The 22,864-nt window shown below is 69.3% G+C and carries 23 protein-coding genes; 15 read left to right on the top strand and 8 right to left on the bottom strand.

Features of this window, described 5'->3' with window-relative positions:
* Positions 1-103 (top strand): transposase (locus EV683_RS07015; protein WP_131862301.1); only part of this gene is annotated, 103 nt, incomplete at its 5' end.
* Between the two features lie 25 nt (positions 104-128).
* On the opposite strand, the gene EV683_RS07010 is transcribed toward EV683_RS07015, so the two are convergent.
* From EV683_RS07010 to fabI, 3 genes are all read right to left on the bottom strand, one after another.
* Positions 129-1,280, bottom strand: a complete 1,152-nt coding sequence (locus EV683_RS07010) for an acetate/propionate family kinase (protein ID WP_131862300.1) — start codon at positions 1,278-1,280, stop codon at positions 129-131.
* Positions 1,277-2,209, bottom strand: a complete 933-nt coding sequence (locus EV683_RS07005; RefSeq protein WP_066611696.1) for a bifunctional enoyl-CoA hydratase/phosphate acetyltransferase — start codon at positions 2,207-2,209, stop codon at positions 1,277-1,279. The genes EV683_RS07010 and EV683_RS07005 overlap by 4 nt, the downstream gene beginning before the upstream one ends.
* A 62-nt stretch (positions 2,210-2,271) precedes the next feature.
* Positions 2,272-3,048 carry an enoyl-ACP reductase FabI gene (gene fabI / locus EV683_RS07000; RefSeq protein ID WP_131862299.1) on the bottom strand — a complete coding sequence of 259 codons (777 nt, stop codon included), beginning with the start codon at positions 3,046-3,048 and terminating at the stop codon, positions 2,272-2,274.
* Positions 3,049-3,333: 285 nt separating this feature from the next.
* Between fabI and EV683_RS06995 the strand changes: the two genes are divergently transcribed.
* The 4 genes from EV683_RS06995 (at position 3,334) to EV683_RS06980 (ending at position 6,944) form a co-directional block, all read left to right on the top strand.
* Positions 3,334-3,579 (top strand): FmdB family zinc ribbon protein, encoded by a 246-nt coding sequence (locus EV683_RS06995; protein ID WP_131862298.1) that lies wholly within the window; start codon positions 3,334-3,336, stop codon positions 3,577-3,579.
* The gene (locus EV683_RS06990; protein WP_066611691.1) at positions 3,579-4,199 is read left to right on the top strand and encodes a DUF502 domain-containing protein; all 621 of its coding nucleotides are present in this window, start codon (positions 3,579-3,581) and stop codon (positions 4,197-4,199) included. Before EV683_RS06995 ends, EV683_RS06990 begins: the two co-directional genes overlap by 1 nt.
* Positions 4,200-4,251: 52 nt before the next feature.
* Positions 4,252-6,057: an aspartate--tRNA ligase gene (aspS, locus tag EV683_RS06985; RefSeq protein ID WP_131862297.1), complete on the top strand. Its 1,806-nt coding sequence runs from the start codon at positions 4,252-4,254 to the stop codon at positions 6,055-6,057.
* 269 nt (positions 6,058-6,326) lie between these two features.
* Positions 6,327-6,944: a peroxiredoxin gene (locus EV683_RS06980; protein ID WP_066611687.1), complete on the top strand. Its 618-nt coding sequence runs from the start codon at positions 6,327-6,329 to the stop codon at positions 6,942-6,944.
* A gap of 88 nt (positions 6,945-7,032) precedes the next feature.
* Here EV683_RS06980 and EV683_RS06975 read toward each other — a convergent pair whose 3' ends face one another.
* Entirely contained in the window at positions 7,033-7,641 is a 609-nt protein-coding gene (locus EV683_RS06975) for an arylesterase (protein ID WP_066611685.1), read from the bottom strand.
* Here EV683_RS06975 and EV683_RS06970 point away from each other — a divergent pair.
* The 9 genes from EV683_RS06970 (at position 7,640) to EV683_RS06930 (ending at position 16,052) form a co-directional block, all read left to right on the top strand.
* Positions 7,640-8,335 (top strand): ABC transporter ATP-binding protein, encoded by a 696-nt coding sequence (locus EV683_RS06970; RefSeq protein WP_066611683.1) that lies wholly within the window; start codon positions 7,640-7,642, stop codon positions 8,333-8,335. The genes EV683_RS06975 and EV683_RS06970 overlap by 2 nt on opposite strands.
* On the top strand, positions 8,332-10,818 hold the full coding sequence (locus EV683_RS06965) for an ABC transporter permease (RefSeq protein WP_131862296.1): 2,487 nt from the start codon (positions 8,332-8,334) through the stop codon (positions 10,816-10,818). Before EV683_RS06970 ends, EV683_RS06965 begins: the two co-directional genes overlap by 4 nt.
* The gene (locus tag EV683_RS06960; RefSeq protein ID WP_131862295.1) at positions 10,818-11,384 is read left to right on the top strand and encodes a DUF2946 family protein; all 567 of its coding nucleotides are present in this window, start codon (positions 10,818-10,820) and stop codon (positions 11,382-11,384) included. The genes EV683_RS06965 and EV683_RS06960 overlap by 1 nt, the downstream gene beginning before the upstream one ends.
* 66 nt (positions 11,385-11,450) lie before the next feature.
* A complete protein-coding gene (gene mltG, locus EV683_RS06955; protein WP_066611677.1) occupies positions 11,451-12,443 on the top strand; it encodes an endolytic transglycosylase MltG in 993 nt (330 codons plus the stop codon).
* The gene (gene tmk, locus EV683_RS06950) at positions 12,443-13,069 is read left to right on the top strand and encodes a dTMP kinase (protein WP_131862294.1); all 627 of its coding nucleotides are present in this window, start codon (positions 12,443-12,445) and stop codon (positions 13,067-13,069) included. The genes mltG and tmk overlap by 1 nt, the downstream gene beginning before the upstream one ends.
* Positions 13,069-14,064: a DNA polymerase III subunit delta' gene (holB, locus tag EV683_RS06945; RefSeq protein ID WP_131862293.1), complete on the top strand. Its 996-nt coding sequence runs from the start codon at positions 13,069-13,071 to the stop codon at positions 14,062-14,064. The genes tmk and holB overlap by 1 nt, the downstream gene beginning before the upstream one ends.
* 11 nt (positions 14,065-14,075) lie before the next feature.
* Complete coding sequence (locus EV683_RS06940; protein ID WP_066611673.1) at positions 14,076-14,462, top strand: PilZ domain-containing protein; 387 nt, start codon at positions 14,076-14,078, stop codon at positions 14,460-14,462.
* Positions 14,463-14,490: 28 nt separating this feature from the next.
* Positions 14,491-15,267 (top strand): TatD family hydrolase, encoded by a 777-nt coding sequence (locus EV683_RS06935; protein ID WP_131862292.1) that lies wholly within the window; start codon positions 14,491-14,493, stop codon positions 15,265-15,267.
* An 11-nt stretch (positions 15,268-15,278) separates the two neighbouring features.
* Entirely contained in the window at positions 15,279-16,052 is a 774-nt protein-coding gene (locus EV683_RS06930; protein ID WP_131862291.1) for an MBL fold metallo-hydrolase, read from the top strand.
* 69 nt (positions 16,053-16,121) lie between these two features.
* Here EV683_RS06930 and trpS read toward each other — a convergent pair whose 3' ends face one another.
* Positions 16,122-17,147 carry a tryptophan--tRNA ligase gene (gene trpS / locus EV683_RS06925; protein WP_066611667.1) on the bottom strand — a complete coding sequence of 342 codons (1,026 nt, stop codon included), beginning with the start codon at positions 17,145-17,147 and terminating at the stop codon, positions 16,122-16,124.
* A gap of 205 nt (positions 17,148-17,352) precedes the next feature.
* A complete protein-coding gene (gene ppsR / locus EV683_RS06920) occupies positions 17,353-18,174 on the bottom strand; it encodes a posphoenolpyruvate synthetase regulatory kinase/phosphorylase PpsR (RefSeq protein ID WP_066611665.1) in 822 nt (273 codons plus the stop codon).
* Positions 18,175-18,438: 264 nt separating this feature from the next.
* Between ppsR and ppsA the strand changes: the two genes are divergently transcribed.
* Positions 18,439-20,826: a phosphoenolpyruvate synthase gene (ppsA, locus tag EV683_RS06915; RefSeq protein ID WP_131862290.1), complete on the top strand. Its 2,388-nt coding sequence runs from the start codon at positions 18,439-18,441 to the stop codon at positions 20,824-20,826.
* A gap of 77 nt (positions 20,827-20,903) precedes the next feature.
* On the opposite strand, the gene nemA is transcribed toward ppsA, so the two are convergent.
* The gene (gene nemA, locus EV683_RS06910) at positions 20,904-22,004 is read right to left on the bottom strand and encodes an N-ethylmaleimide reductase (protein ID WP_131862289.1); all 1,101 of its coding nucleotides are present in this window, start codon (positions 22,002-22,004) and stop codon (positions 20,904-20,906) included.
* Positions 22,005-22,030: 26 nt separating this feature from the next.
* The gene (locus EV683_RS06905) at positions 22,031-22,771 is read right to left on the bottom strand and encodes an NADPH-dependent oxidoreductase (protein WP_131862288.1); all 741 of its coding nucleotides are present in this window, start codon (positions 22,769-22,771) and stop codon (positions 22,031-22,033) included.
* Between the last annotated feature and the right edge of the window lie 93 nt (positions 22,772-22,864).

Below are 22,864 nucleotides of genomic sequence, written 5' to 3'. Positions count from 1 at the left end.
GATCAACAACCGGATCAAGGTGATGAAGCGCATGGCCTATGGCTACCGGGACAGCGAGTACTTCTTCCTGAAGATCAGGGCCGCTTTCCCCGGGAATCCGTGAAGAACCTTTTTTTACGGACGGCGGCTCAGGCCAAAAGCGGCAGCGCCTCGGCGAGCATCTCGCCTTCCTCGTCGGTCGGGATCACCAGGATGTCGGCGCTGCTGTCGGGCGAGGCGATCTCGGCGTCGTGCTCGTGGTTGGCCGAGGCGTCGAGCGCGAGGCCGAGCCAGCCGAGCCGCGCGACGATGTTCGCGCGCACCTCGGCCGAGTGTTCGCCGATGCCGGCGGTAAACACCAGCGCGTCGAGCCCGCCGATCGCGGTCGACAGCGACGCGACCTCGCGCGCGGCGCGGCTGCAAAACAGCTCGACGGCCTCGTGCGCCTCGGGCGCGTCGCTCTCGAGCAGCACGCGCATGTCCGACGACAGCCCGGACACGCCCAAGAGGCCGCTCTTCTTGTACAGCTCGTCGCGCACCGCCTTGATGTCCATGCCGTGCGTCTCCTGCCAGTACAGCAGCACCTCCGGGTCGATCAGGCCGGCGCGCGTGCCCATCATCAGGCCGTCGAGCGCCGAGAAGCCCATCGTCGAGGCGACGCTCTGCCCGGCGACCATGCCGCAGGCGCTGGCGCCGCTGCCGAGGTGGCAGACGACGACGCGCGCGTCGGCCAGGCCGTACTCGGGCAGCCGGCGCGCGATCGCCGCGTACGACAGGCCGTGGAAGCCGTAGCGGCGCACGCCCTCGTCGTACCAGTGGCGTGCGATCGCGAAGCGCTGGTTGAGCGCCGGCGCCTTGGCGTGAAAGGCGGTGTCGAAGCAGGCGATCTGCGGCAGCGTCGGGCGTGCCTCGGCCAACTGCTCGACGACGGCGAGGCTGGTCGGCTGGTGCAAGGGCGCCAGCGCCGACAGCGCGGCGAGCTGCTCGCGCACCGCCGCCGTCAGCGCCACCGGCGCGGCGAAGTCGCGCCCGCCGTGCACGACGCGGTGGATCGCGGCGGCGACGACGAGGCCGGCGTCGGCCAGCGTGGCGAGCAGCAGCGGTAACGCGCGCTCGCGGCCGGTGTCGGCGAGCCGGCGCGTTTCACGCCGGCCGTCGGCGAAGTCGAGCGCGAGGCTGGCGTCGCCGGCGCCGAAGTGGTCGATCAGGCCGCGCAGCAGCAGCCGGTGGTCGTCGGCGTGGTAGGCGCGGAACTTCAGCGTCGACGAGCCGGCGTTGAGCGTCAGGTGCACGGGCGTCATAGCGGGCCTCCATGGCGGCGACGGTGGGCAACGAGGCTGGCGACCGCGGTCGACGCGAGCCGGCCGGCCGCGTCGTCGGCGCGGCTGGTCAGCACGATGGGCACGCGCGCGCCCATCACGACGCCGGCCGAGGCGGCGGCGGCTAGGTAGGTCAGCTGCTTGGCGAGCATATTGCCCGACTCGAGGTCGGGGACGACCAGCACGTCGGGCCGGCCGGCGACCGGCGAGACGATGCCCTTGCTGGCGGCCGCTTCGGCCGAGATCGCGTTGTCGAAGGCGAGCGGGCCGTCGAGCACGCCGCCGCTGATCTGGCCGCGGTCGGCCATCTTGCACAGCGCGGCCGCGTCTATCGTCGAGCGCAGCTTGGGGTTGACCGTCTCGACCGCCGACAGGATGGCGACGCGCGGCGTGGCGATGCCGAGCGCACGCGTCAGGTCGATCGCGTTCTGTACGATGTCGCGCTTGGCGGCGAGGTCGGGCTCGATGTTGATCGCCGCATCGGTGATGAACAGGTAGCGCGGGTAGCTCTCGACCTTCATCACGAACACGTGGCTGACGCGGCGGTCGGTCCTGAGGCCGGCGCTGCGCTCGAGCACCGCTTCCATGAATTCGTCGGTGTGCAGGCTGCCCTTCATCAGCAGTTCGGCGTGGCCTTCGCGCACCAGCCGCACCGCGCGCTCGGCGGCGGCGTGGCTGTGCGGGGTGTCGATCAGTTCGAAATCGGCCAGCTCGCGTTCCAGCTCGGCCGCCAGCCGCGCCAGCTTGTCGCGCGGGCCGACCAGGATCGGGCGGGCCAGCCCCTCGTCGGCGGCCTCGAAGGCGCCCAGGAGCGCTTCGCGGCTGGCCGGGTGGGCGACCGCCATCGGCAGCGGTCCGGCGTCGCGTGCGGCGGCGATGATGTCGGTGAAGGCGTGTTCGTCGCGGGTCATGGTACTGCGCCTTTGTCTTGGGGCCGCCCGCGCGGGGCGGCGTCGGTTGCAAGGAGGGCGCGTCAGCCCATGATGTGGAAGCCGGCGTCGACGTACAGCGTGTCGCCGGTCAGCGCGCGCGCGGCGTCGGACACGAGGAAGGCGCAGGTCGCGCCGACCTCGTCGATGTCGACCAGCCGGTTCTGCGGCGCGCGCTCGATCGCGGCGTCGATCAGCGCGTCGAAGTGCGCGATGCCGGAGGCGGCGCGCGTTTTCAGCGGTCCCGGCGACACCGCGTGCACGCGGATGCCCTGGCCGCCCAGTTCGTGCGCCAGATAGCGCACCGTGCTCTCGAGCGCCGCCTTGACCGGCCCCATGATGTTGTAGTTCTCGACCACCTTCTCGGCGCCGTAGTAGCTCATCGCGACGAGGGTGCCGCCGTCCTTCATCAAGGGCTCGGCCAACCTCGCCATCTCGATCAGCGAGTAGCACGACACGCGCATCGCCTGCTGGAAGCCTTCCAGGCTGCAGTCGACCACGCGGCCGTGCAGGTCCTCGAGCGGGCAGTAGGCGATCGAGTGGACGACGAAGTCGAGCCGGCCCCACTGTTCGCGGATCGCGGCGAACACGGCGTCGAGTTCGCCGGGCTTTTCGACGTCCAGCGGCAGGACGAGGCCGGCGCCGAGTTCGTCCGCCAGCGGCCGCACGAAGGGTTCGGCCTTGGCGTTGAGGTAGGTGACGGCGAGTTCGGCGCCCTGCGCCTTGAGGACGCGCGCGCAGCCGTAGGCGATGCTGTGGCGGTTGGCGATGCCGACGATCAGGCCTTTCTTGCCCGAAAGCGACGTGAGGGGATGCGTCATGCTGGCCTCCTGGTCCGGCGCGGCGGCCGGGTGCGTGAACGAAGAGGCGGACGGGTGGGCGCCCGCTGCTGCAGTGCAATATAGCTTGACAGTGGCATGTTACGGCGAGAAGGCCGTGCGGCGCCAGTGTCGCGTGTCGCGTCGCGACAACGGCCGCCGCCCTTTTTCCCCGGCGCGTCAGTCGGATATAATCGCGCGTTTGGGTCGGCCTGCATTGGCGCGCGCCGTCCCAAGCGCCGGGCCGTCGCATCCGCCGCGGCCGGCATCCACGCAGGAGACGTCACCATGCCGATCTACGAATACCACTGCAACGCCTGCGGTGTGCGCAAGGAGCACCTGCAGAAGATGAGCGACGCCGCCATCGCCGCCTGCCCGGCCTGCGGCAGCGCCGACTACCACAAGCAAGTGTCGGCCGCCGGCTTCCAGCTCAAGGGCTCGGGCTGGTACGCGACCGACTTCAAGGGCGGCGGCGGCGCCAAATCCGGCGGCGACGCCGGGCACAGCTGTTCGGCCTCGTGCAGTCATTCCTGATGAAACAGGTCAAGATGAACCTCAAGGGTTACCTGGTCACCGGTCTGCTGATCTGGCTGCCGGTAGCGGTCACGCTGTGGGTGCTGAACCTGATCGTCGGCACCCTCGACCTGACGCTGAACCTGCTGCCGGACGCGCTGCGTCCCGAGCGGCTGTTCGGTTTCGCGATCCCGGGCTTGGGCGTGCTGCTGGCGGTCGCCATCCTGCTCGGCACCGGCATGCTGGCGGCCAACGTGCTCGGCCAACGCCTGATCGACTTCTGGCACGCGCTGTTGTCGCGCACGCCGGTGGTCAAGTCGATCTACAACAGCGTCAAGCAGATCAGCGACACGCTGCTGTCCGACAACGGCCAGGCTTTCAAGACGCCCATCCTGGTGCAGTTCCCGCAGCAGGGGACCTGGACGGTCGCCTTCCAGACCGGCCCGCTGCCCGAGATGGTGAGCGACGAGCTCGGCGACGACTATATCGGCGTTTACGTGCCGACCATCCCGAACCCGACCTCGGGCTACTTCGTCATGGTGCCGCGTGCGCAAACCCGGCCGCTCAATATGAGCGTCGACGAGGCGCTGAAGTACGCGATTTCGATGGGCATGGTGGCCCCGGCCCGCAAAGCGGGCTAAGCTGTCGCCAAGTCCGTCCAACCATTCAGAACCGAAACCAATCAAGCACATCATGCGAACCGATTACAGCGGACTCATCGACAAGAAATACCTCGGCCAGACCGTGACCGTGAAGGGCTGGGTGCACCGCCGCCGCGACCATGGCGGCGTGATCTTCATCGACCTGCGCGACCGCGAGGGTCTGGTGCAGGTGGTGTTCGACCCGGACGTGCCGGCAGCCTTCGCCACCGCCGACGCCTGCCGCGGCGAATACGTCGTGTCGATCACCGGCCTCGTGCGCGAGCGCCCGGCCGGCACCGCCAACGCGAACCTGATCTCGGGCGAGATCGAGATCCTCGGCAAAGAGATCGAGATCCTCAACGCCGCCGCCACCCCGCCGTTCCAGATCGACGACGAGAACCTGTCGGAGAACGTGCGCCTCTTGAACCGCGTGATCGACCTGCGTCGCCCGGCGATGCAGAAGAACCTGCGCCTGCGCTACCGCGTCGCGATGGGCGTGCGCCAGTACCTCGACAAGCAGGGCTTCATCGACGTCGAAACGCCGATGCTGACCCGCTCGACGCCGGAAGGCGCGCGCGACTACCTGGTGCCGTCCCGCGTGCACCCGGGCGAATTCTTCGCGCTGCCGCAGTCGCCGCAGCTCTTTAAGCAGCTGCTGATGGTGGCCGGCTTCGACCGCTACTACCAGATCACCAAGTGCTTCCGCGACGAAGACCTGCGCGCCGACCGCCAGCCGGAATTCACCCAGATCGACTTGGAAACCTCGTTCCTGAACGAGGACGAGATCATGGACATCACCGAGGGCATGGCGCGCGAGATCTTCCGCGACGTGATGGGCGTCGAGCTCGGCGACTTCCCGCGCATGGCCTACGCCGACGCGATGTTCTACTACGGCTCGGACAAGCCGGATCTGCGCGTCAGCCTCAAGTTCACCGAACTGACCGATCTGATGAAGACCGAGGAGTTCAAGGTGTTCCGCGGCGCCGCCGACCTGCCGAACGGCCGCGTCGTCGCGCTGCGCGTGCCGGGCGGCGCTTCGCTGTCGCGCAAGGAGATCGACGAGTACACCCAGTTCGTCGGCATCTACGGCGCCAAGGGCTTGGCTTACATCAAGGTCAACGACAAGAGCAAGATCAGCAACGACGAGAGCAGCGGCCTGCAGTCGCCGATCGTGAAATTCCTGTCGGTTGCCGCGCTGACCGAAATCATCGCGCGCACCGGCGCCGAGGACGGCGACATCATCTTCTTCGGCGCCGACAAGGCCAAGGTCGTCAACGAGGCGATCGGCGCGCTGCGCATCAAGATCGGTCACGAGAAGGGCGAGGCCGGCGGCTACTTCGTCAAGGAATGGCGTCCGCTGTGGGTGGTCGACTTCCCGATGTTCGAATACGACGAGGAGGCCGACCGCTGGACCGCCTGCCACCATCCGTTCACCAGCCCGAAACCGGGTCACGAGGACCTGATGGAAACCGATCCGGGCGCCTGCCTCGCGCGCGCCTACGACATGGTGCTGAACGGTTGGGAAATCGGCGGCGGTTCGGTGCGTATCCACCGCGCCGACGTGCAGGAGAAGGTGTTCGCCGCGCTGAAGATCAGCCCGGAAGAGCAGCAGAACAAGTTCGGCTTCCTGCTCGACAACCTCAAGTTCGGCGCGCCGCCGCACGGCGGCCTCGCGTTCGGTCTCGACCGTCTGGTGACGCTGATGTGCGGCGCCGAGTCGATCCGCGACGTGATCGCCTTCCCGAAGACGCAGCGCGCGCAGTGCCTGCTGACCCACGCGCCGAACGCGGTCGACGAGAAGCAGCTGCGCGAACTGAACCTGCGCCTGCGCCAGAAGGCCGAAACCGCCGCGCAGTAAGGCCAGGGTTGGCCGAGCGCCGGCGAAACGCGAAACGGGCGGAGCATTCCGCCCGTTTTTTCATGGCCGCTGCGCGGTGGCCCTGGCCTTGAAATGCCGCTCGCTATCCCCATCTGCCCCCTTCATCTGGCATGACGGATAGCCGGATTCAATTGGGGCGATATGGATTTCCAATTGGTCGTCCGCCGCCGTGCTGATTTATAACCACCCCGTTTTCTGTTGGCCGGTTTTCCGGCCGCTTCTTTACCCGCTTCTTCAAGGAGACCTCCATGGCCGTACTCGTTGGCAAGCAAGCTCCGTTCTTCGGCTGCGCCGAAAAAACCTTCGCCGCCGTGAAGGGCAACGGCGAAATCGTCGAGAACTTCAACTTCAAGCAGGAGACCGAAGGCAAGTACGCCGTGGTGTTCTTCTACCCGCTCGACTTCACCTTCGTGTGCCCGTCCGAACTGATCGCTTTCGACAACCGTCTGGAAGAGTTCAAGAAGCGCAACGTCGAAGTGATCGGCGTGTCGATCGACAGCCACTTCACCCACGCCGCGTGGCGCAACACCGCCGTCGAAAAAGGCGGCATCGGCCAGGTCGGCTACACCCTGGTCGCCGACATCCAGCACGAGCTGTGCAAGGCCTACGACGTCGAAGCCGACGGCGGCGTCGCCTTCCGCGGCTCCTTCCTGATCGACAAGTCGGGCGTGGTGCAGCATCAGGTCGTCAACAACCTGCCGCTGGGCCGCAACATCGACGAAATGATCCGCATGGTCGACGCGCTGCAGTTCTTCGAAGAGAACGGCGAAGTGTGCCCGGCCGGCTGGAACAAGGGTAAAAAAGGCATGAAGGCCGACGCCGCCGGCGTCGCCGCCTACCTGGCCGAGAACGCCGCCCAGCTGTAATCCGCTTCCTTCGGGAACGCCAAAACCCCGCGACGCGTCGCGGGGTTTTTTCATCGCTTCGGCCAACGTTGGCCGAGCCGGAGACGCGTCAGCTTTTGGCCAGCAGCGGCCGCAGCACGCGCAGCACGTTGTCGCGCATCCGCGGCTGCGCGGCGGCGTTCGGGTGGATGCCGTCGTTCTGGAAGCGCGTGCGGTCCGCGGCGAAGCCGTCGAACAGGAAGGGCACCAGCGGCACGCGCTCGCGCTCGGCCAGGGTCTTGAAGCTGGCCTGGAACTTGGCGGTGTATTGCGGGCCATAGTTGGGGGGCAGCGCCATGCCGACCAGCACCGGGCGGGCGCCGGCGCGGCGCGAGAGTTCGATCATCTTCGCCAGGTTGTCCTGCATCGCGACGATCGGCAGGCCCCTGAGGCCGTCGTTGGCGCCCAGTTCGATCACCACCACGTCCGGCTGGTGCGTCGCCAGCGCCTGCGGCAACCGCGACAGGCCGCCGGCGGTGGTCTCGCCCGACAGGCTGGCATTGACGACGCGGTGCTTCGTCCCCAATTCTGTCTGCATCAGCGCGACCCAGCCCTGTTCGGGCGCGAGCCCGTAGGCGGCCGACAGGCTGTCGCCGAACACCATCACGGTGGCCGCGCCCGCGGGCGCGAACGTCGCCAGCCCGACGACCAGATACAGCCAGCGAAAAGAAAAGCGCATGCTCCATCCCCTCGAAGAAACGTCCATTCTGTCGGCGTGCGAACTCGCCAAGCAAGTCCACCTGAACGGCGAGGCGCTGACGATCCTGAAAAGTGCCAGTTTGACGCTGACGGACGGAGAAAGTGTCGCCATCGTCGGCGCCTCCGGCAGCGGCAAGTCGACGCTGTTGTCGCTCTTGGCCGGCCTCGACCGCCCGTCCGGCGGCGAGGTGTGGCTGCTCGGCGAGCCGCTGTCGACGCTGTCCGAAGACGCGCGCGCCAGGCTCAGGCGCGACCGGGTCGGCTTCGTGTTCCAGAACTTCCAGCTGATGCCGCAGCTGACCGCGCTCGAGAACGTGATGCTGCCCTTGGAATTGTCCGGCCATCCGAAACCGGAGGCGGCGGCGCGCGCGATGCTCGAGCGCGTCGGCCTCGGCCAACGGCTGCGCCACTATCCCAAGCACCTGTCCGGCGGCGAGCAGCAGCGCGTCGCGCTGGCGCGCGCCTTCGTGATCCGTCCCCGGCTGCTGTTCGCCGACGAGCCGACCGGCAACCTCGACGCGGCGACCGGCCGCCAGATCATCGACCTCCTGTTCCAGCTCAACGCCGAGGAGGGTACCGCCTTGGTGCTGGTGACGCACGACACCGAGCTGGCCGGCCGCTGCGACGCGATCTACCGCCTCGTCGACGGCCGCCTGGTGGGGGCGCGCCCATGAGCGCCTGGCACCGCCTGATGTGGTCGCTGCGCATGGCGCGGCGCGAGCTGGTCGCCGGCGAGCTGACGGTGCTGGCGCTGGCGCTGTTCGTCGCGGTGACGGCGATGACGAGCGTCGCCTTCTTCTCCGACCGTATCGAGCGCGCGCTGACGCGCCAGGCGACCCAGCTTCTGGCCGCCGACCTGGTGCTGAACGCCGACGCGCCGTGGCCGGAAGCCTTTCGCGCCGGCGCCGTCGCGCGCGGGCTCGAGTTGGCCGAGTCGGCCAGCTTCCCGTCGATGGTGATGGCCGGCGACGCGGCGACGCTGGCGACGCTGAAGGCGGTGTCCGAACGCTACCCGCTGCGCGGCGCGCTGACGGTCCAGGCCGGCGGCGCGGAAAAAAGCGCCGGCGCGCCGGCGCCCGGTACGGCCTGGCTCGACGCGCGGCTGATGGCCAAGCTCGGCGTGAAGCAGGGCGACGCCGTCGAAGTCGGCCAGCGGCGGCTGACCGTCGCCGGCCAGATCGTGCGCGAGCCGGACGCGACGCTCGACCTGTACAGCTTCGTGCCGCGGCTGCTGCTGAACCACGCCGACCTTGCGTCGACCGGCCTGGTGCAGGAGGGCAGCCGCATCCGCTGGCGGCTGATGGTCGCCGGCGAGGCGGCGGCGGTCGCCGACTACCGTCGCGAGGCCAGCGCGCGCTTGCCGCGCGGCGCGCGCGTCGAGAACGTCGAGGAGGCGCGGCCCGAGGTGCGCACCGCGCTCGAGCGCGCGCGGCGCTTCCTCGGCCTGACCGCGATGCTGACGGTGGCGCTGTCCGCCGCCGCGGTCGCGCTGGCGGTGCGCCGCTACCTCGCGCGCCACTGGCAGTCGGTCGCGGTGCTGCGCTGCCTCGGGCTGACCTCGCGCGAGGTCGGCGCGCTGTTCACCGGCCTGTTCGCGCTGCTCGCGCTCGCCGCCGGCGCGCTCGGCACGGTCGCCGGCTTCGGCGCGCAGGCGCTGCTGCTTACCCTTGCGGCCGGCTGGCTCGGCGCCGACGCGCTGCCGGCGCCGGGGCCGTTGCCGTGGGCGATGGGGCCGCTGTCGGCGCTGCTGCTCTTGGGCGGGCTGGCGCTGCCGCCCTTGTCGACGGTGCGGCGCATCCCGGCGGTCGCGGTGCTGCGCGTCGAGCTGCCGGCGCGGCGCGTCGGGTGGCTGACGCCGCTGGCGGCGGTGTTCGTGCTGCTGACGCTGACCGCCTACCTGGTCGGCGAGACGGTCGCCGCGCTGTGGATACTCGCGGCGCTGGCGGGCTTCCTCGCCGCGGTCGGCCTGGTCGCGCTGGCGGCGGTGCTGCTGCTGCGCCGCCTGCCGCTGGCCGGCCGCGTCGGCTGGCGCTACGGCGTCGCCAACCTCGCGCGCCGGCCGGCGCTGGCGATGATCCAGGTGGTCGCGCTGTCGGTCGGGCTGATGGCGCTGCTGACGCTGACGGTGGTGCGCGCCGACCTGATCGGCGCCTGGCGCGCCAGCGTGCCGGCCGACGCGCCGAACAAGTTCGTCATCAACATCCAGCCCGAGCAGCGCGACACGGTCGCCGACCTGTTCGCGCTCGACGGGCGGCGCGCGCCGGAACTGGCGCCGATGGTGCGCGCGCGCCTGGTCGCGATCAACGGCCGGCCGGTGCGCCCGGCCGCCTACCGCGACGAGCGCGCCAGAAGGTTGGCCGAGCGCGAGTTCAACCTGTCGTGGCGCGATTCGCTGCCCGAAGGCAACCGCGTCACCGCCGGACGCTTCTGGGCCGGGCAGGGCGCCAAGCCGCAGTTCTCGGTCGAGGAGGGGTTGGCCGGGACGCTCGGCATCCGCATGGGCGACACGCTGTCGTTCGACATCGCCGGCAGCGTCTACAAGGCGCGCGTGACCAGCCTCAGGGAGGTGCCGTGGGACAGCTTCCGCGTCAACTTCTTCGTGCTGGCGCCGCCGGACTGGTTCTCGCGCCAGCCGGCTAGCTACATCACCAGCTTCCGGCTGCCGGCCGACGAGGAGGCCTTCGCCAGCCGCATGGTCGAGCGGCTGCCGAACCTGACGGTGATCGACGTCGGCGTCATCCTCGACGAGGTGCGCGGCGTGGTCGAGCGGCTGGCGCAGGCGGTCGAGGCGATGTTCGTGCTCGCGCTGGCCGCCGGCGTGCTGGTGCTGTGGGCGGCGCTGACGGCCACGCGCGACGAGCGGCTGTTCGACGTCGCGCTGTTGCGCGCGCTCGGCGCCTCGCGCCGCCAGCTCAAGAGCGTGCTGCTGGCCGAGCTCGCCTGCCTCGGCGGGCTGGCCGGCCTGCTGGCCGGCCTTGGCGCGATGGCGCTCGGCAGCGTCGCGGCGCTGCAGTTGTTCAAGCTGCCGTTCTTCGCGAACCCGTGGCTGCCGCTGCTGGGGCTGGCGCTCGGGACGGTCGTCGTCGCGCTGGCCGGCTGGCCGCTGTTGAGAAAAGTGGCGCGCACCGCGCCGATGACGGTGCTGAGGAGGGAATGATGGACGCGATGGTTCTGGCGGCGCTGGCGAAGTGGCCGAACGTGCCGGCCTGCTACGGCTGGCTGGCGCTCGACGCGCGCGGCATCTGGCGCATGGCCGGAGAGCGGTTGACGCATCCGGCGCTGGCCGCCTTCTTCGCGCGCAACTACGCGGTCGGCGCCGACGGCGCCTACGTGCAGAACGGCCCGCAGCGCGCCTACGTGACGCTGGAGGATACGCCCTACGTCGCGCGCGTCGAGCCGGACGGGCGCGTCGTGCGGTTGCCCGACGGGCTCGTCGCCGCGCCCGCCGCGGCCTGGCTCAGCGACGACGGCGTGTTCTATCTCGAGCTGGCCGGGTATCCGGCGCGCGTGCACGACCACGACGCGGCGCTGCTGGCCGGGCGCCTCGTCGCGGACGGCGGCGCGCCGCTGCCCGACGAGGCGTGGGACGACTGGCCGGCGACGAGGCCGGTCGCCGCCCTCGCGCTCGGTGGCGAGCCGCTGCCGCTCGGCTACGCCGGGGCCGACGCGCTCGCCGCGCGCTTCGGCGTCGTGCGCGAGCCGCGGCCGGCGTCCGCCGGTTGACGGCCTCGCCGCCAGCGCCGCGCCGGCAAGTGCTATCATCGCGGGATTCGTTCCGGTCGCCATTTCATGCAGAAATTCATCTTCCGTTCGCTCGTCGCCTTGCTGGCCGCCGCCGTGCTGTGGCTGGCCTGGGTGGTCGCCGTGCCGGTCACCCTGCCGTCGACGCCGTACAGCGTCGCCGTCGCCCCCAGCCGCACGCTGAGCCAGGTTGCGCGCTCGCTCGAGGCCGAGGGCGTGATCCGCAACCGCTGGGTGATGATCGCGCTGTCGCGCATCTCCGGTGCCGACCGCAAGGTCAAGCCCGGCTTGTACGAATTTTCGGCGCCGGTCGCGATGTGGGAGGTGCTCAGAAGGTTGGCCGAGGGCAGCCCCGACCAGGGCAGCCTGACGGTGATCGAGGGCTGGACCTTCGCGCAGTTTCGCCAGGCCGTCGCGCGCGAGCCCGACTTCACCCACGACACGGCGCGGCTGAGCGACGCCGAGCTGCTCGCCGCGCTCGGCGCGCCCGAGACGTCGGCCGAGGGCCTGTTCTTCCCGAGCACCTACTTCTTCGTGCCCGGCAGCAGCGAGCTCGAGCTGTACCGGCGCGCCTACCGGACGATGCAGCAGCATCTGTCGCGCGCCTGGGAGGGCCGTGCGGTCGACCTGCCGTACGCCAACCCCTACGAGCTGCTGATCGCCGCCAGCCTGATCGAAAAGGAAACCTCGCGCGAGGAGGACAGGCCGATGGTGTCGGCGGTGTTCGCCAACCGGCTGAAGATCGGCATGCGGCTGCAGACCGACCCGTCGGTGATCTACGGCATGGGCGTACGCTTCGACGGCAACATCCGCAAGGGCGACCTCAAGCGCGATACGCCGTACAACACCTATACGCGCGGCGGCCTGCCGCCGACGCCGATCGCGCTGCCGGGCCGCGCCGCGCTCGAGGCCGCCGCGCGGCCGGCCGAGACGCGCGCGCTCTACTTCGTCGCGCGCGGCGACGGCAGCACGCATTTTTCCGAATCGCTGGGTGAGCACAACGCGGCGGTGCGCCAGTTCATCCTGAAGAAAGGGCAGTAATGGCCGGACGCTTCATCACGCTCGAAGGCCTGGACGGCGCCGGCAAGAGCACCCAGCTGGACGCGGTGCGCGACTGGCTGGCCGAGCGCGGCGTCGACGCGCTGTTCACGCGAGAGCCGGGCGGCACGCCGCTCGGCGAACGGCTGCGCGAGCTGTTGCTGTCGCCCGACACCGAGGTCGGCCTCGACGCCGAGACGCTGTTGATGTTCGCCGCGCGCCAGGAGCACCTGGACCGGGTGATCCGCCCGGCGCTGGCCGCCGGCCGCTGGGTGGTGTGCGACCGTTTCACCGACGCGACCTTCGCCTACCAGGGCGGCGGGCGCGGCGTGCCGTTCGAGCGCATCGCCGTGCTCGAACAATGGGTGCAGCGCGGCCTGTCGCCCGACCTGACCCTGCTGTTCGACCTGTCGACCGAGCTCGCCGCCGCGCGTATGGCCGTCAGCCGCGCGCTCGACCGCTTCGAGCGCGAGGCGCGCGACTTCCACGAGCGCGTGCGCGGCGCCTACCTCGCGCGCGCGGCCGCCGAGCCGGCGCGCTTCGCGGTGTTCGATGCCAGCCAGCCGCCCGAGGCGGTGCGCGCCGCCGTGCAGGCGAGGTTGGCCGAGCTCGTCGGAGCCGACCGCTGATGCGCTACCCGTGGCAGGACGCCGACTGGCGACGCATCCGCGGCGAATTCTCCCGGCTGCCGAACGCCTGGCTGTTCGCCGGCCCGGCCGGCATCGGCAAGCGCGCTTTCGCCGAGACGCTCGCGCAGGCGCTGCTGTGCGAGGCGCCGCGCGACGACGCGACCGCCTGCGGCGAGTGCGAGGCCTGCCGCTGGTTCGCCGCCGGCCACCATCCGGACTACCGCGCGCTCAGTCCCGACGACGGCGACGACGGCGGCAAGGGCGCGCGCCGTCTCGCGCAGATCAAGATCGAGGCGGTGCGCGAGCTGATCGAGTTCGCCCACCTGAGCGCGCACCGCGCCGGCCGTCGCGTGGTGCTGGTCGAGCCGGCCGAGGCGATGAACCCGGCCGCCGCCAACGCGCTGTTGAAAATCCTCGAGGAGCCGCCCGAGGGCGTGCTGTTCCTCTTGGTCAGCCACCAGCGCGAGCGCCTGCTGCCGACCATCAAGAGCCGCTGCCGGCCCTTCGTGCTGACGGCGCCGGACCGCGAGGCGGCGCTGGCCTATCTGGCGCGCGAGGGCGTCGAGAACGCCGAGGCCGAGCTTGCCCACCACGGCGGCGTGCCGCTGTTCGAGCACGACGCGGCGCGCCGTGAGGCGCGCGACCGCTTTCTCGCCGCGCTGGAGCGGCCGACGCTGGCCGGCCTGCTCGCCTTGGCCGAGGCCGCCGACAAGGACAAGCTGCCGCTCGGCGTGGCGCTCGACTGGCTGATGAAATGGCTCGGCGACCTGGCCGGTTTGAGGCTGGCGAACGCCGTCCGTTATCATCCCGACCGACGCGCCGCGCTCGAGGCGCTGGCCGGCCGCGCCGACCCGGTCGCGCTGATGCGCTGCTACGACGCGCTCGTCGCGCTGGCGCCGTTTGCCGAACACACCTTGAACGTCCGCCTGCAACTGGAGGCGGCGTTCGCCGATTACCTGAACTGCTTGGCCGCGCCGTCGCGCGCGGCGCGCTAGGGAGCCGTCCGATGGAGAGTCCGCTACCCCGCCCCGACGAGGGCGACGCCGCCGTCCACCCCCGCCCGGGCGTGATGTCGCTGCACATCAAGGAGCGCAGCGCGCTGTACGCCGCCTACATGCCGTTCCTGAAGAACGGTGGCGTGTTCGTGCCGACCAACCGCGACCACGCGCTCGGCGACGAGGTCTTTCTGTTGCTGACGCTGATGGACCGCGCCGACAGGGTCGCGGTACAGGGCCGCGTGGTATGGATCACGCCGGCCGGCGCCAACAACAGCCGCACGCAGGGCGTCGGTATCGAGTTTTCCGACGGCGAGGCCGGCGCGCACGCGCGCAAGGTCATCGAGGAGCTGCTCGCCGGCGTGCTCAAGTCGAGCCGTCCCACCCATACGATGTAAGGAAGGGGCCTGGCCCCGCAACGTAACGATGTTCGTCGATTCGCACTGCCACCTGAATTTCCCCGACCTCGCCGCGCGGCTGCCCGAGGTGTTCGCCAAGATGGACGAGAACGCCGTCAGCCACGCGCTGGTGATCGGCGTCAGCGTGCCGGCCTTTCCCGAGGTGCTCGCGTTGGCCGAGGCGCACGAGCGGCTGTACGCGACCGTCGGCGTGCACCCGGACGATGCGGACGCGGCGGAGTTTTCCGAGGCCGAGCTCGTCGCGCACGCCGCCCACCCGAAGGTGGTCGGCATCGGCGAGACCGGGCTCGACTACCACTGGTGCAAGGGCGACCTGACCTGGCAGCACGAGCGCTTTCGCACCCATATCCGCGCCAGCCGCGCCACCGGGCTGCCGCTGGTGATCCACACGCGCGAATCGGCCGCCGACACGCTGGCGATCATGCGCGAGGCCGGCGCCGAGGCGGGCGTGATGCACTGCTTCACCGAAAACCGCGAGGTGGCGCGCGCCGCGCTCGACCTGGGCTTCTACATCTCGTTCTCGGGTATCGTCACCTTCAAGAGCGCGCAGGAGTTGAAGGAGGTCGCCAAGATGGTGCCGCTCGACCGGATGCTGATCGAGACCGATTCGCCGTATCTGGCGCCGGTGCCGTTCCGCGGCAAGACCAACGAGCCCGGCTTCGTCAAGCATGTCGCGGAACATATCGCCGCGCTGCGCGGTCTGCCGCTGGAGGCGGTCGCCGAGGCGACCTGCCGCAACTTCTTCGACCTGTTCGCCAAGATCCCGCGGCCGGCGGGCGTCTAGGCCCACACACGATGAGCACCGTCGAATTCACCATTCTCGGCAGCGGTTCGAGCGCCGGCTCTCCGGCGATCGGCTGCGATTGCCCGACCTGCACGTCGAGCGATGCGCGCAACCGCCGCACCCGCTGCAGCGCCTACGTGCGCGCCGGCGACGCGCACTTTCTGATCGACACCGGGCCAGACCTGCGGCCGCAGGCGCTGCGCGAGGGCTTCACCCGCGTCGACGCGGTGCTCTACACCCATCCGCACGCCGACCACCTGAACGGCATCGACGACCTCAGGGCGTTCTGCTACGTCAGGCAGGGGCCGATCGCGCTGTTCGGCAACGACTTCACGATGGACAACATCGAGAGCCGCTTCGACTACGCGCTGTCGCCGCCGTCGCCGACCTGGGACAAACCGGTGCTGCTCACCCACAGGGTCGACGGCCCGTTCTCGTTCATGGGCGTCGCCGTGCACCCGATCCCGCTCGCGCACGGCGGCTGGCCGTGCCTGGGCTGGCGCATCGGCAACGTCGCGTGGCTGACCGACGTGTCCGACATTCCGCCCGCCAGCGTCGACTTGCTGGCCGGCGTCGACACGCTGTTCCTCGACTGCCTGCGCGAGCGGCCGTACAAATCGCACCTGTCGGTCGAGGAGAGCTTCATGTGGGCGGCGCGGATCGGCGCGCGCCGCACGGTGCTGATCCACATGACGCACGGGCTCGAATACCACGCGCTGAGCGCGCGCTGCCCGGCCGGCGTCGAGGTCGGCTACGACGGACTGAAGGTGCTGGGCAGCCTATAGCCTCGGCCAACGTTGGCCGAGCATGAGAAAAGGGACGCGAGAGCGTCCCTTTTTGTTGCGCCGGCCGGTTCAGAAATAGGTCAGCCCCATCGCGCCCTTCACCTCGGCCAAGGTTTGCGCGGCGGTGTCGCGCGCGCGACGCGTGCCGGCCTTGAGCAGGTCCCACACCGCCTGCGGCTCGCGCGCGTACTCGGCGCGGCGCGCGCGGATCGGCGCGAGCGTTTCCTGCAGGCGTTCCTCCAGCTGTTTTTTCACCACGCTGTCGGCGAGTCCGCCCCGCCGGTAGCGCGCCTTCAGCTCGGCCAACGCGTTCGCGTCCGGCTCGAACGCGTCCAGGTAGGTGAACACCACGTTGCCCTCGACGCGGCCCGGGTCCTCGACGCGCAGGTGCTGCGGGTCGGTGTACATCTTCTTCACCGCGTCGCGGATGTCGTCGGGCGACGCCGACAGCGGGATCGCGTTGCCGAGCGACTTGCTCATCTTGGCCTGCCCGTCGACGCCGGGCAGGCGGCCGACGCGAGGCACCTCGGCGCGGCATTCGACCAGCACCGGCGCGTCGACGCTGGCGTTGAAGCGGCGCACGATCTCGTTGGTCTGTTCGATCATCGGGATCTGGTCGGCGCCGACCGGCACCACGGTCGCCTTGAACGCGGTGATGTCGGCCGCCTGCGCCGCCGGGTAGGTCAGGAAGCCGACCGGGATGTTGCGCTCGAAGCCGCGCAGCTTGATCTCTTCCTTGATGGTCGGGTTGCGTTCGAGGCGCGCGACGGTGACGAGGTTGAGGTAGTAGGACGCGAGCTCGGACAGCTCGGGCACCAGGCTCTGGATGAAGACGGTGCTCTTGGCCGGGTCGATGCCGACCGCCAGGTAGTCGAGCGCGACCTCGAGCACGTTGGCGCGCACCTTCAGGTAGTCGCCCATATTGTCGGTCAGCGCCTGCTGGTCGGCGAGCAAGAGGTACTGCGTGCAGACGTCCTGCAGCACGACGCGGTTCGCCAGCGAGCCGACGTAGTGGCCCAGGTGCAGCGGGCCGGTGGTGCGGTCGCCGGTGAGGATGACGTCGTCGGGCGTGACGCGGGGCAGGGTGGGGGACATGCGATCTCCTTGTCGGGGGGAGGGCCGCAAGGAAGCGAAAGAAAAAACCCGGCGCCGCCTTGCGGCGGCCTCCGGGTTATCTATCGACGCGCGAACACCGGTGCCGCCTAGAAGAGGCGCCACCACCAGAAGAAGGCGAGTGCGGTGCGTCGGGTATCCATGGAGTCCAGTGTCGCCCGCGCGGGGGCGGGCGGTCAAGTCCGCGTCAGAAGCGGCGCGTCAGGTGCGCCTGGTGGACGATGGTGGTCGCGATCTCCTCGATCGACTTGTGCGTCGCGTTCAGGAACGGTACGCCGTGCTGACGGAACAGCGACTCGGCCTCGTTGACCTCGTAGCGGCAATTGTCGACGCTGGCGTACTTCGAGTCGGGGCGGCGTTCGGAGCGGATGCTGTGCAGGCGCATCGGTTCTATCGTCAGACCGAACAGCTTGTTGCGGTGACGCAGCAGCATCGCCGGCAGGCCGTCGTGGTCCAGGTCGTCCGGCGTCAGCGGGTAGTTGGCCGCCTTGATGCCGTACTGCAGCGCAAGATACAGGCAGGTCGGCGTCTTGCCCGAGCGCGACACGCCGACCAGGATCACGTCGGCTTCCTCGAGGCCCTTCATCTTGATGCCGTCGTCGTGGCTGAGCGAGTAGTTGACCGCTTCGATCCGGTGGTCGTACTTCTCCTCGTTGACCACGCCGTGCGCCTTGCCGACCGACAGCTCGGCCTTGTGGTGCAGTTCGTGCTCGATCTGGCCGATGAAGGTCTCGAAGAAGTCGATGCACAGCGCGTCCTCGATTTTCACCGCCTCGCGGACCTCAGGGTTGACGATACTGGAGAAAATCAGCGGCCGGTGCTGGTCGTTGGCGGCGCGTTCGCGGATGTGTGCGGCAACACCGCGCGCCTTCTCGACGGTGTCGACGAAGGGGATGGTTTCGCGCTTGAAGTCGAGCGCCTCGAACTGGGTCAGCAGCGTCTGCCCCAGCGACTCGGCGGTGATGCCGGTGCGGTCAGAGACGAAGAAAGCGGAGCGGCGGTGTGGCATGACGGTTTCCTGTGCGGTGCAGCAATGCGGCGTGGGGCGAAGCTGCGAATGATAGCCGGCTTGTCCTGAACAGTTTCGATGTCGAGGGAAATCCCTTAATTGTGCGTCGCAAAAATGGGCTGCCCGCGGTGAAAGGCATCCGCTACAATCCGGCCAAACGGGCGTAATCGCAGCGATAAATATTCCTTACATGTCGTTGTGATAGCAAGTGCCGGTCTGCCCGGCAACGTCCCTGAATCCTTACCCTCAACAGGAAATGATGCGATGGCAGAGAACTATGTAATCTGGTTCGAAGAGCTGAGAATGGACGACGTGGAAAAGGTCGGCGGCAAGAACGCCTCGCTCGGCGAGATGATCAGCCAGCTGGCCGGCACCGGCGTCCGCGTGCCGGGCGGTTTTGCCACCACCGCCGAGGCCTACCGCGACTTCCTCGCCCACGAAGGCCTCGCCGAGCGCATCAAGGACAAGCTGTCCACCCTCGACATCGAGGATGTGACCCGGCTTGCCCAAGTGGGTAAGGAGATCCGCCAGTGGATCGTCGACACCCCGTTCCCGGCCAAGCTGGAAGCTGAAATCGCCGCCGCCTGGGCCAAGATGACCGCCGACGCCGGCAGCGACGAGATCTCGGTCGCCGTGCGTTCCTCCGCCACCGCCGAAGACCTGCCGGACGCCTCCTTCGCCGGCCAGCAGGAAACCTTCCTGAACATCAAGGGCCTCGACAACGTCAAGGACGCGATGAAGCACGTGTTCGCGTCGCTGTACAACGACCGCGCGATCTCCTATCGCGTGCACAAGGGCTTCGAGCACTCCGAAGTCGCGCTGTCGGCCGGCGTGCAGCGCATGGTGCGTTCCGACTCCGGCGCCGCCGGCGTGATGTTCACCATCGATACCGAATCGGGCTTCCAGGACGTGGTGTTCATCACCGCCTCCTACGGCCTGGGCGAGACCGTGGTGCAAGGCGCGGTCAACCCCGACGAATTCTACGTGCACAAGCCGACCCTGAAGGCCGGCCGCCCGGCGGTGCTGCGCAAGAATCTCGGCTCCAAGCTGATCAAGATGGAGTTCACCGACGCCGCTCAGGCCGGCCGTTCGGTCAAGACCGTCGACGTCGAGCCGGCGCTGCGCAAGCAGTTCTCGATCACCGACGCCGAGGTCGAGGAACTGGCCCGTTACGCGCTGATCATCGAGCAGCACTACGGCCGTCCGATGGACATCGAGTGGGGCCGCGACGGCGTCGACGGCAAGCTGTACATCCTGCAGGCGCGTCCGGAAACGGTGAAGTCGCAGGAAGGCCGCGTCGAGACGCTGCGCCGCTACCGCATCAACAACAAGGGCGCCGTGCTGGCGACCGGCCGCGCGATCGGCCAGAAGGTTGGCCAGGGCCCGGTGCGCCTGATCAAAGACGCGTCCGAGATGGATAGCGTCAAGCCGGGCGACGTGCTCGTCACCGACATGACCGATCCGGACTGGGAACCGGTGATGAAGCGCGCCTCGGCGATCGTCACCAACCGTGGCGGCCGCACCTGTCACGCCGCGATCATCGCGCGCGAACTGGGCATCCCGGCCGTGGTCGGCTGCGGCGACGCGACCGAACTCTTGTCCGAAGGCATGGAAGTGACCGTGTCGTGCGCCGAAGGCGATACCGGCAACATCTACGAAGGTCTGCTGGACGTCGAGGTGATCGACCTCGCGCTCGACAAGATGCCCGCCTCGCCGGTCAAGATCATGATGAACGTCGGCAACCCGGAGCTGGCGTTCGACTTCTGCCAGCTGCCGAACGAGGGCGTGGGCCTGGCGCGCATGGAGTTCGTGATCAACCGCCAGATCGGTATCCACCCGAAGGCGCTGCTCGAATTCGACAAGCTGCCGGCCGACCTGAAGGCGACCATCACCGACCGCATCGCCGGCTACGCGAGCCCGGTCGACTTCTACGTCGACAAGATCGCCGAAGGCGTGGCGACCCTGGCCGCCGCGTTCTACCCGAAAAAGGTCATCGTGCGCATGTCCGACTTCAAGTCGAACGAGTACGCCAACCTGATCGGCGGCCAGTTGTACGAGCCGCACGAAGAAAACCCGATGATCGGTTTCCGCGGCGCCGCTCGCTACGTGGCCGAGTCGTTCCGCGACTGCTTCGAGCTCGAGTGCCGCGCGATCCGCCGCGTGCGCGACGTGATGGGCCTGAGCAACGTCGAGGTGATGATCCCGTTCGTGCGCACCCTGGCCGAAGCCGAGAAGGTCGTCGAGATCCTCAAGGAAAACGGCCTTGAGCGCGGCAAGAACGGCCTGCGCCTGATCATGATGTGCGAGCTGCCGACCAACGCGGTGCTGGCCGACAAGTTCCTGCAGTACTTCGACGGCTTCTCGATCGGCTCGAACGACATGACCCAGCTGACGCTCGGCGTCGACCGCGACTCCGGCGGCCCGATCGCCGCGACCTTCGACGAGCGCAACGAGGCCGTCCAGGCGATGCTGTCGATGGCGATCAAGGCCTGCCGCGCGCAAGGCAAGTACGTCGGCATCTGCGGCCAGGGCCCGTCCGACCATCCGGACTTCGCCAAGTGGCTGGTCGAGGAGGGTATCGAGACCATCTCGCTGAACCCGGACACCGTGGTCGAGACCTGGCTGTACCTGGCCAAGGAACTGAACAAGTAAGGTCCGCCCTGGTTGGCTCGGCCAACGATGAACAAACCGCCCGTGAAAACGGGCGGTTTTTTTTGCGCGCTCGCCGTTCAGGCGGCCATCGTCGGGTAGTCGGTATAGCCCTCGGCGCCGGTGGTGTAGAAGAACTCCGGGCGCGGCGCGTTGAGTTCGGCGCCGGCGGCGAAGCGTTCGGCCAGGTCCGGGTTGGCGATGTACGGGCGGCCGAAGGCGGCGGCGTCGATCAGGCCGGCGGCAATCAGCGTCTCGGCCTTCTCGGCGGTGTAGCCGCCGGCGGCGACGATCACGCCCGGGTAGCGCGCGCGCAGACCCTGGCGGAAGGCGTCGGTGTAGGCCGGGCCGCCGGCCCAGTCGGGCTCGGACACGTGCAGGAAGGCGAGCTTGCGGCGGGCGAGCTGTTCGACGAGGTAGAAGGCGTCGTCCTCGGCGCCGACTTCGGACAGGCCGTTGAACACGCCGATCGGCGAGATGCGGATGCCGACGTGGTCGGCGTCCCATTCGCCGACCACCGCGTCGACCACCTCGAGCGCCAGGCGCGCGCGGTTCTCGATGTCGCCGCCGTACTGGTCGGTGCGCCGGTTGCTGTCGCTGGCGAGGAACTGGTGCAGGAGATAGCCGTGCGCGGCGTGGATCTCGACGTAGTCGAAGCCGGCGCGGCGCGCGTTGTCGGTGGCGCGGCGGTAGTCTTCGATCAGGTCGGCCAGCTCGGCGGTCTCGAGCGCGCGCGGCGTCGAGGCCGGCACGCGCACCGGGCTGCCGTCGTCGGCGCGCAGCGTCGCGTTGGTGTTGGCGGCGATGGCCGACGGGGCGACCGGCGCCTCGCCGTCCGGCTGCAGGCTGGTATGCGAGACGCGGCCGACGTGCCACAGCTGCAGCGCGATGCGCCCGCCCTTCGCGTGCACCGCGTCGGTGATCGTCTGCCAGGCGCGCACCTGCTCCTCGCTATAGATGCCGGGCGCGCCGGCGTAGCCCTTGCCCTGCGGCGAGATCTGCGTCGCCTCGGCGATGATCAGGCCGGCGCCGGCGCGCTGGGCGTAGTACTCGGCCATCAAGGGTACCGGCACGTCGCCAGGTTCGCGGCTCCTGAGGCGGGTCAGCGGCGCCATCAGTACGCGGTTGGGCAGGGTGGTCGCGCCGACGGTGAGCGGGGTGAAGAGTTTGTCCAGTTGCATGGTCGTCCTTTCGGGAGGAGGGGCGGTTACTTGTCGAAGCCGAAGCCCTGGCGGCGGGCTGTCGGCGCGGTGTCCGGGAAATAGACGCGCTGGTAGTACTGCGCGGTGTTGGCCGACCAGACGAGCCCGTCGGGGCGGCCGATGCGCCGCCAGTGCTCGGCCAACGCGCGGTCGTAGTCGGCGATGTGTGCGGGCAGCGCTGCCGCGTCGTAGCGCTCGCGGTGCACGAAGCTTTCGCGCGGCAGGCGCGGCTTGATCGCGCCGTCGTCGCGGATGTGGCCCATCGCCACGCCGACGAGAGGAAAGGTCAGCTCGGGCAGGCCCAAGAGTTCGACCATCGCCTGCGGGTCGCGGCGGATGCCGCCGATCGGTACCACGCCTAGGCCGGCCGAGCGCGCGGCGGTCATCAGGTTGCCCAGCGCGATGCCGGCGTCGACGGCGGCGACGGCGAAGCCCTCGACGCTGTCGTGGATCACCTGCTCGTGGCCGGCCTTCTCGACGCCGAGGCGGGTCTTGTGGAAGTCGGCGACCACGGTGACGAACACCGGCGCCTGGGCGATCCACGGCTGGCCGCCGGCGATCTGGGCGATTTTCTGGCGGCGCCCGGCGTCCTCGACCACCACCAGCGACACCTGCTGGCCGTTGATCGAGGTCGGGCCCTTCCAGGCCGCGTCGAGGATGGCGTCGAGCAGCGCCGGGGCTATCGGCTGGTCGAGGTAGCTGCGCACGCTGCGGTGCCGGTGCATCAGGTCGAGGGTCGGGTTCATGCCGGGGTCTCCGTTGAATCAAACATCAAATAGACCAGTCGTCTACTTTGACGGTCAAAAAAACCTGCCGCGATCCGGCAGGCGTGGGTTTGC

It is taken from the genome of Crenobacter luteus, assembly GCF_004345725.1.
Lineage (GTDB): Bacteria > Pseudomonadota > Gammaproteobacteria > Burkholderiales > Chromobacteriaceae > Crenobacter > Crenobacter luteus.
The sequence above is the reverse complement of the archived record's forward strand: the minus strand, read 5'-3'. Positions and strand labels throughout refer to the sequence as shown.

What these genes read in the sequence shown, in the direction of transcription:
- EV683_RS06990 (WP_066611691.1), top strand. Translation starts at nt 3,579, where the DNA reads ATGAAACAGGTCAAGATGAACCTCAAGGGTTACCTGGTCACCGGTCTG.
- EV683_RS06965 (WP_131862296.1), top strand. Translation starts at nt 8,332, where the DNA reads ATGAGCGCCTGGCACCGCCTGATGTGGTCGCTGCGCATGGCGCGGCGC.
- EV683_RS06935 (WP_131862292.1), top strand. Translation starts at nt 14,491, where the DNA reads ATGTTCGTCGATTCGCACTGCCACCTGAATTTCCCCGACCTCGCCGCG.
- EV683_RS06930 (WP_131862291.1), top strand. Translation starts at nt 15,279, where the DNA reads ATGAGCACCGTCGAATTCACCATTCTCGGCAGCGGTTCGAGCGCCGGC.
- aspS (WP_131862297.1), top strand. Translation starts at nt 4,252, where the DNA reads ATGCGAACCGATTACAGCGGACTCATCGACAAGAAATACCTCGGCCAG.
- fabI (WP_131862299.1), bottom strand. Translation starts at nt 3,048, where the DNA reads ATGACGCATCCCCTCACGTCGCTTTCGGGCAAGAAAGGCCTGATCGTC.
- EV683_RS06970 (WP_066611683.1), top strand. Translation starts at nt 7,640, where the DNA reads ATGCTCCATCCCCTCGAAGAAACGTCCATTCTGTCGGCGTGCGAACTC.
- EV683_RS06960 (WP_131862295.1), top strand. Translation starts at nt 10,818, where the DNA reads ATGGACGCGATGGTTCTGGCGGCGCTGGCGAAGTGGCCGAACGTGCCG.
- EV683_RS06980 (WP_066611687.1), top strand. Translation starts at nt 6,327, where the DNA reads ATGGCCGTACTCGTTGGCAAGCAAGCTCCGTTCTTCGGCTGCGCCGAA.
- nemA (WP_131862289.1), bottom strand. Translation starts at nt 22,004, where the DNA reads ATGCAACTGGACAAACTCTTCACCCCGCTCACCGTCGGCGCGACCACC.
- EV683_RS06975 (WP_066611685.1), bottom strand. Translation starts at nt 7,641, where the DNA reads ATGCGCTTTTCTTTTCGCTGGCTGTATCTGGTCGTCGGGCTGGCGACG.
- holB (WP_131862293.1), top strand. Translation starts at nt 13,069, where the DNA reads ATGCGCTACCCGTGGCAGGACGCCGACTGGCGACGCATCCGCGGCGAA.
- ppsR (WP_066611665.1), bottom strand. Translation starts at nt 18,174, where the DNA reads ATGCCACACCGCCGCTCCGCTTTCTTCGTCTCTGACCGCACCGGCATC.
- EV683_RS07005 (WP_066611696.1), bottom strand. Translation starts at nt 2,209, where the DNA reads ATGACCCGCGACGAACACGCCTTCACCGACATCATCGCCGCCGCACGC.
- EV683_RS06995 (WP_131862298.1), top strand. Translation starts at nt 3,334, where the DNA reads ATGCCGATCTACGAATACCACTGCAACGCCTGCGGTGTGCGCAAGGAG.
- EV683_RS06940 (WP_066611673.1), top strand. Translation starts at nt 14,076, where the DNA reads ATGGAGAGTCCGCTACCCCGCCCCGACGAGGGCGACGCCGCCGTCCAC.
- tmk (WP_131862294.1), top strand. Translation starts at nt 12,443, where the DNA reads ATGGCCGGACGCTTCATCACGCTCGAAGGCCTGGACGGCGCCGGCAAG.
- ppsA (WP_131862290.1), top strand. Translation starts at nt 18,439, where the DNA reads ATGGCAGAGAACTATGTAATCTGGTTCGAAGAGCTGAGAATGGACGAC.
- mltG (WP_066611677.1), top strand. Translation starts at nt 11,451, where the DNA reads ATGCAGAAATTCATCTTCCGTTCGCTCGTCGCCTTGCTGGCCGCCGCC.
- EV683_RS06905 (WP_131862288.1), bottom strand. Translation starts at nt 22,771, where the DNA reads ATGAACCCGACCCTCGACCTGATGCACCGGCACCGCAGCGTGCGCAGC.
- trpS (WP_066611667.1), bottom strand. Translation starts at nt 17,147, where the DNA reads ATGTCCCCCACCCTGCCCCGCGTCACGCCCGACGACGTCATCCTCACC.
- EV683_RS07010 (WP_131862300.1), bottom strand. Translation starts at nt 1,280, where the DNA reads ATGACGCCCGTGCACCTGACGCTCAACGCCGGCTCGTCGACGCTGAAG.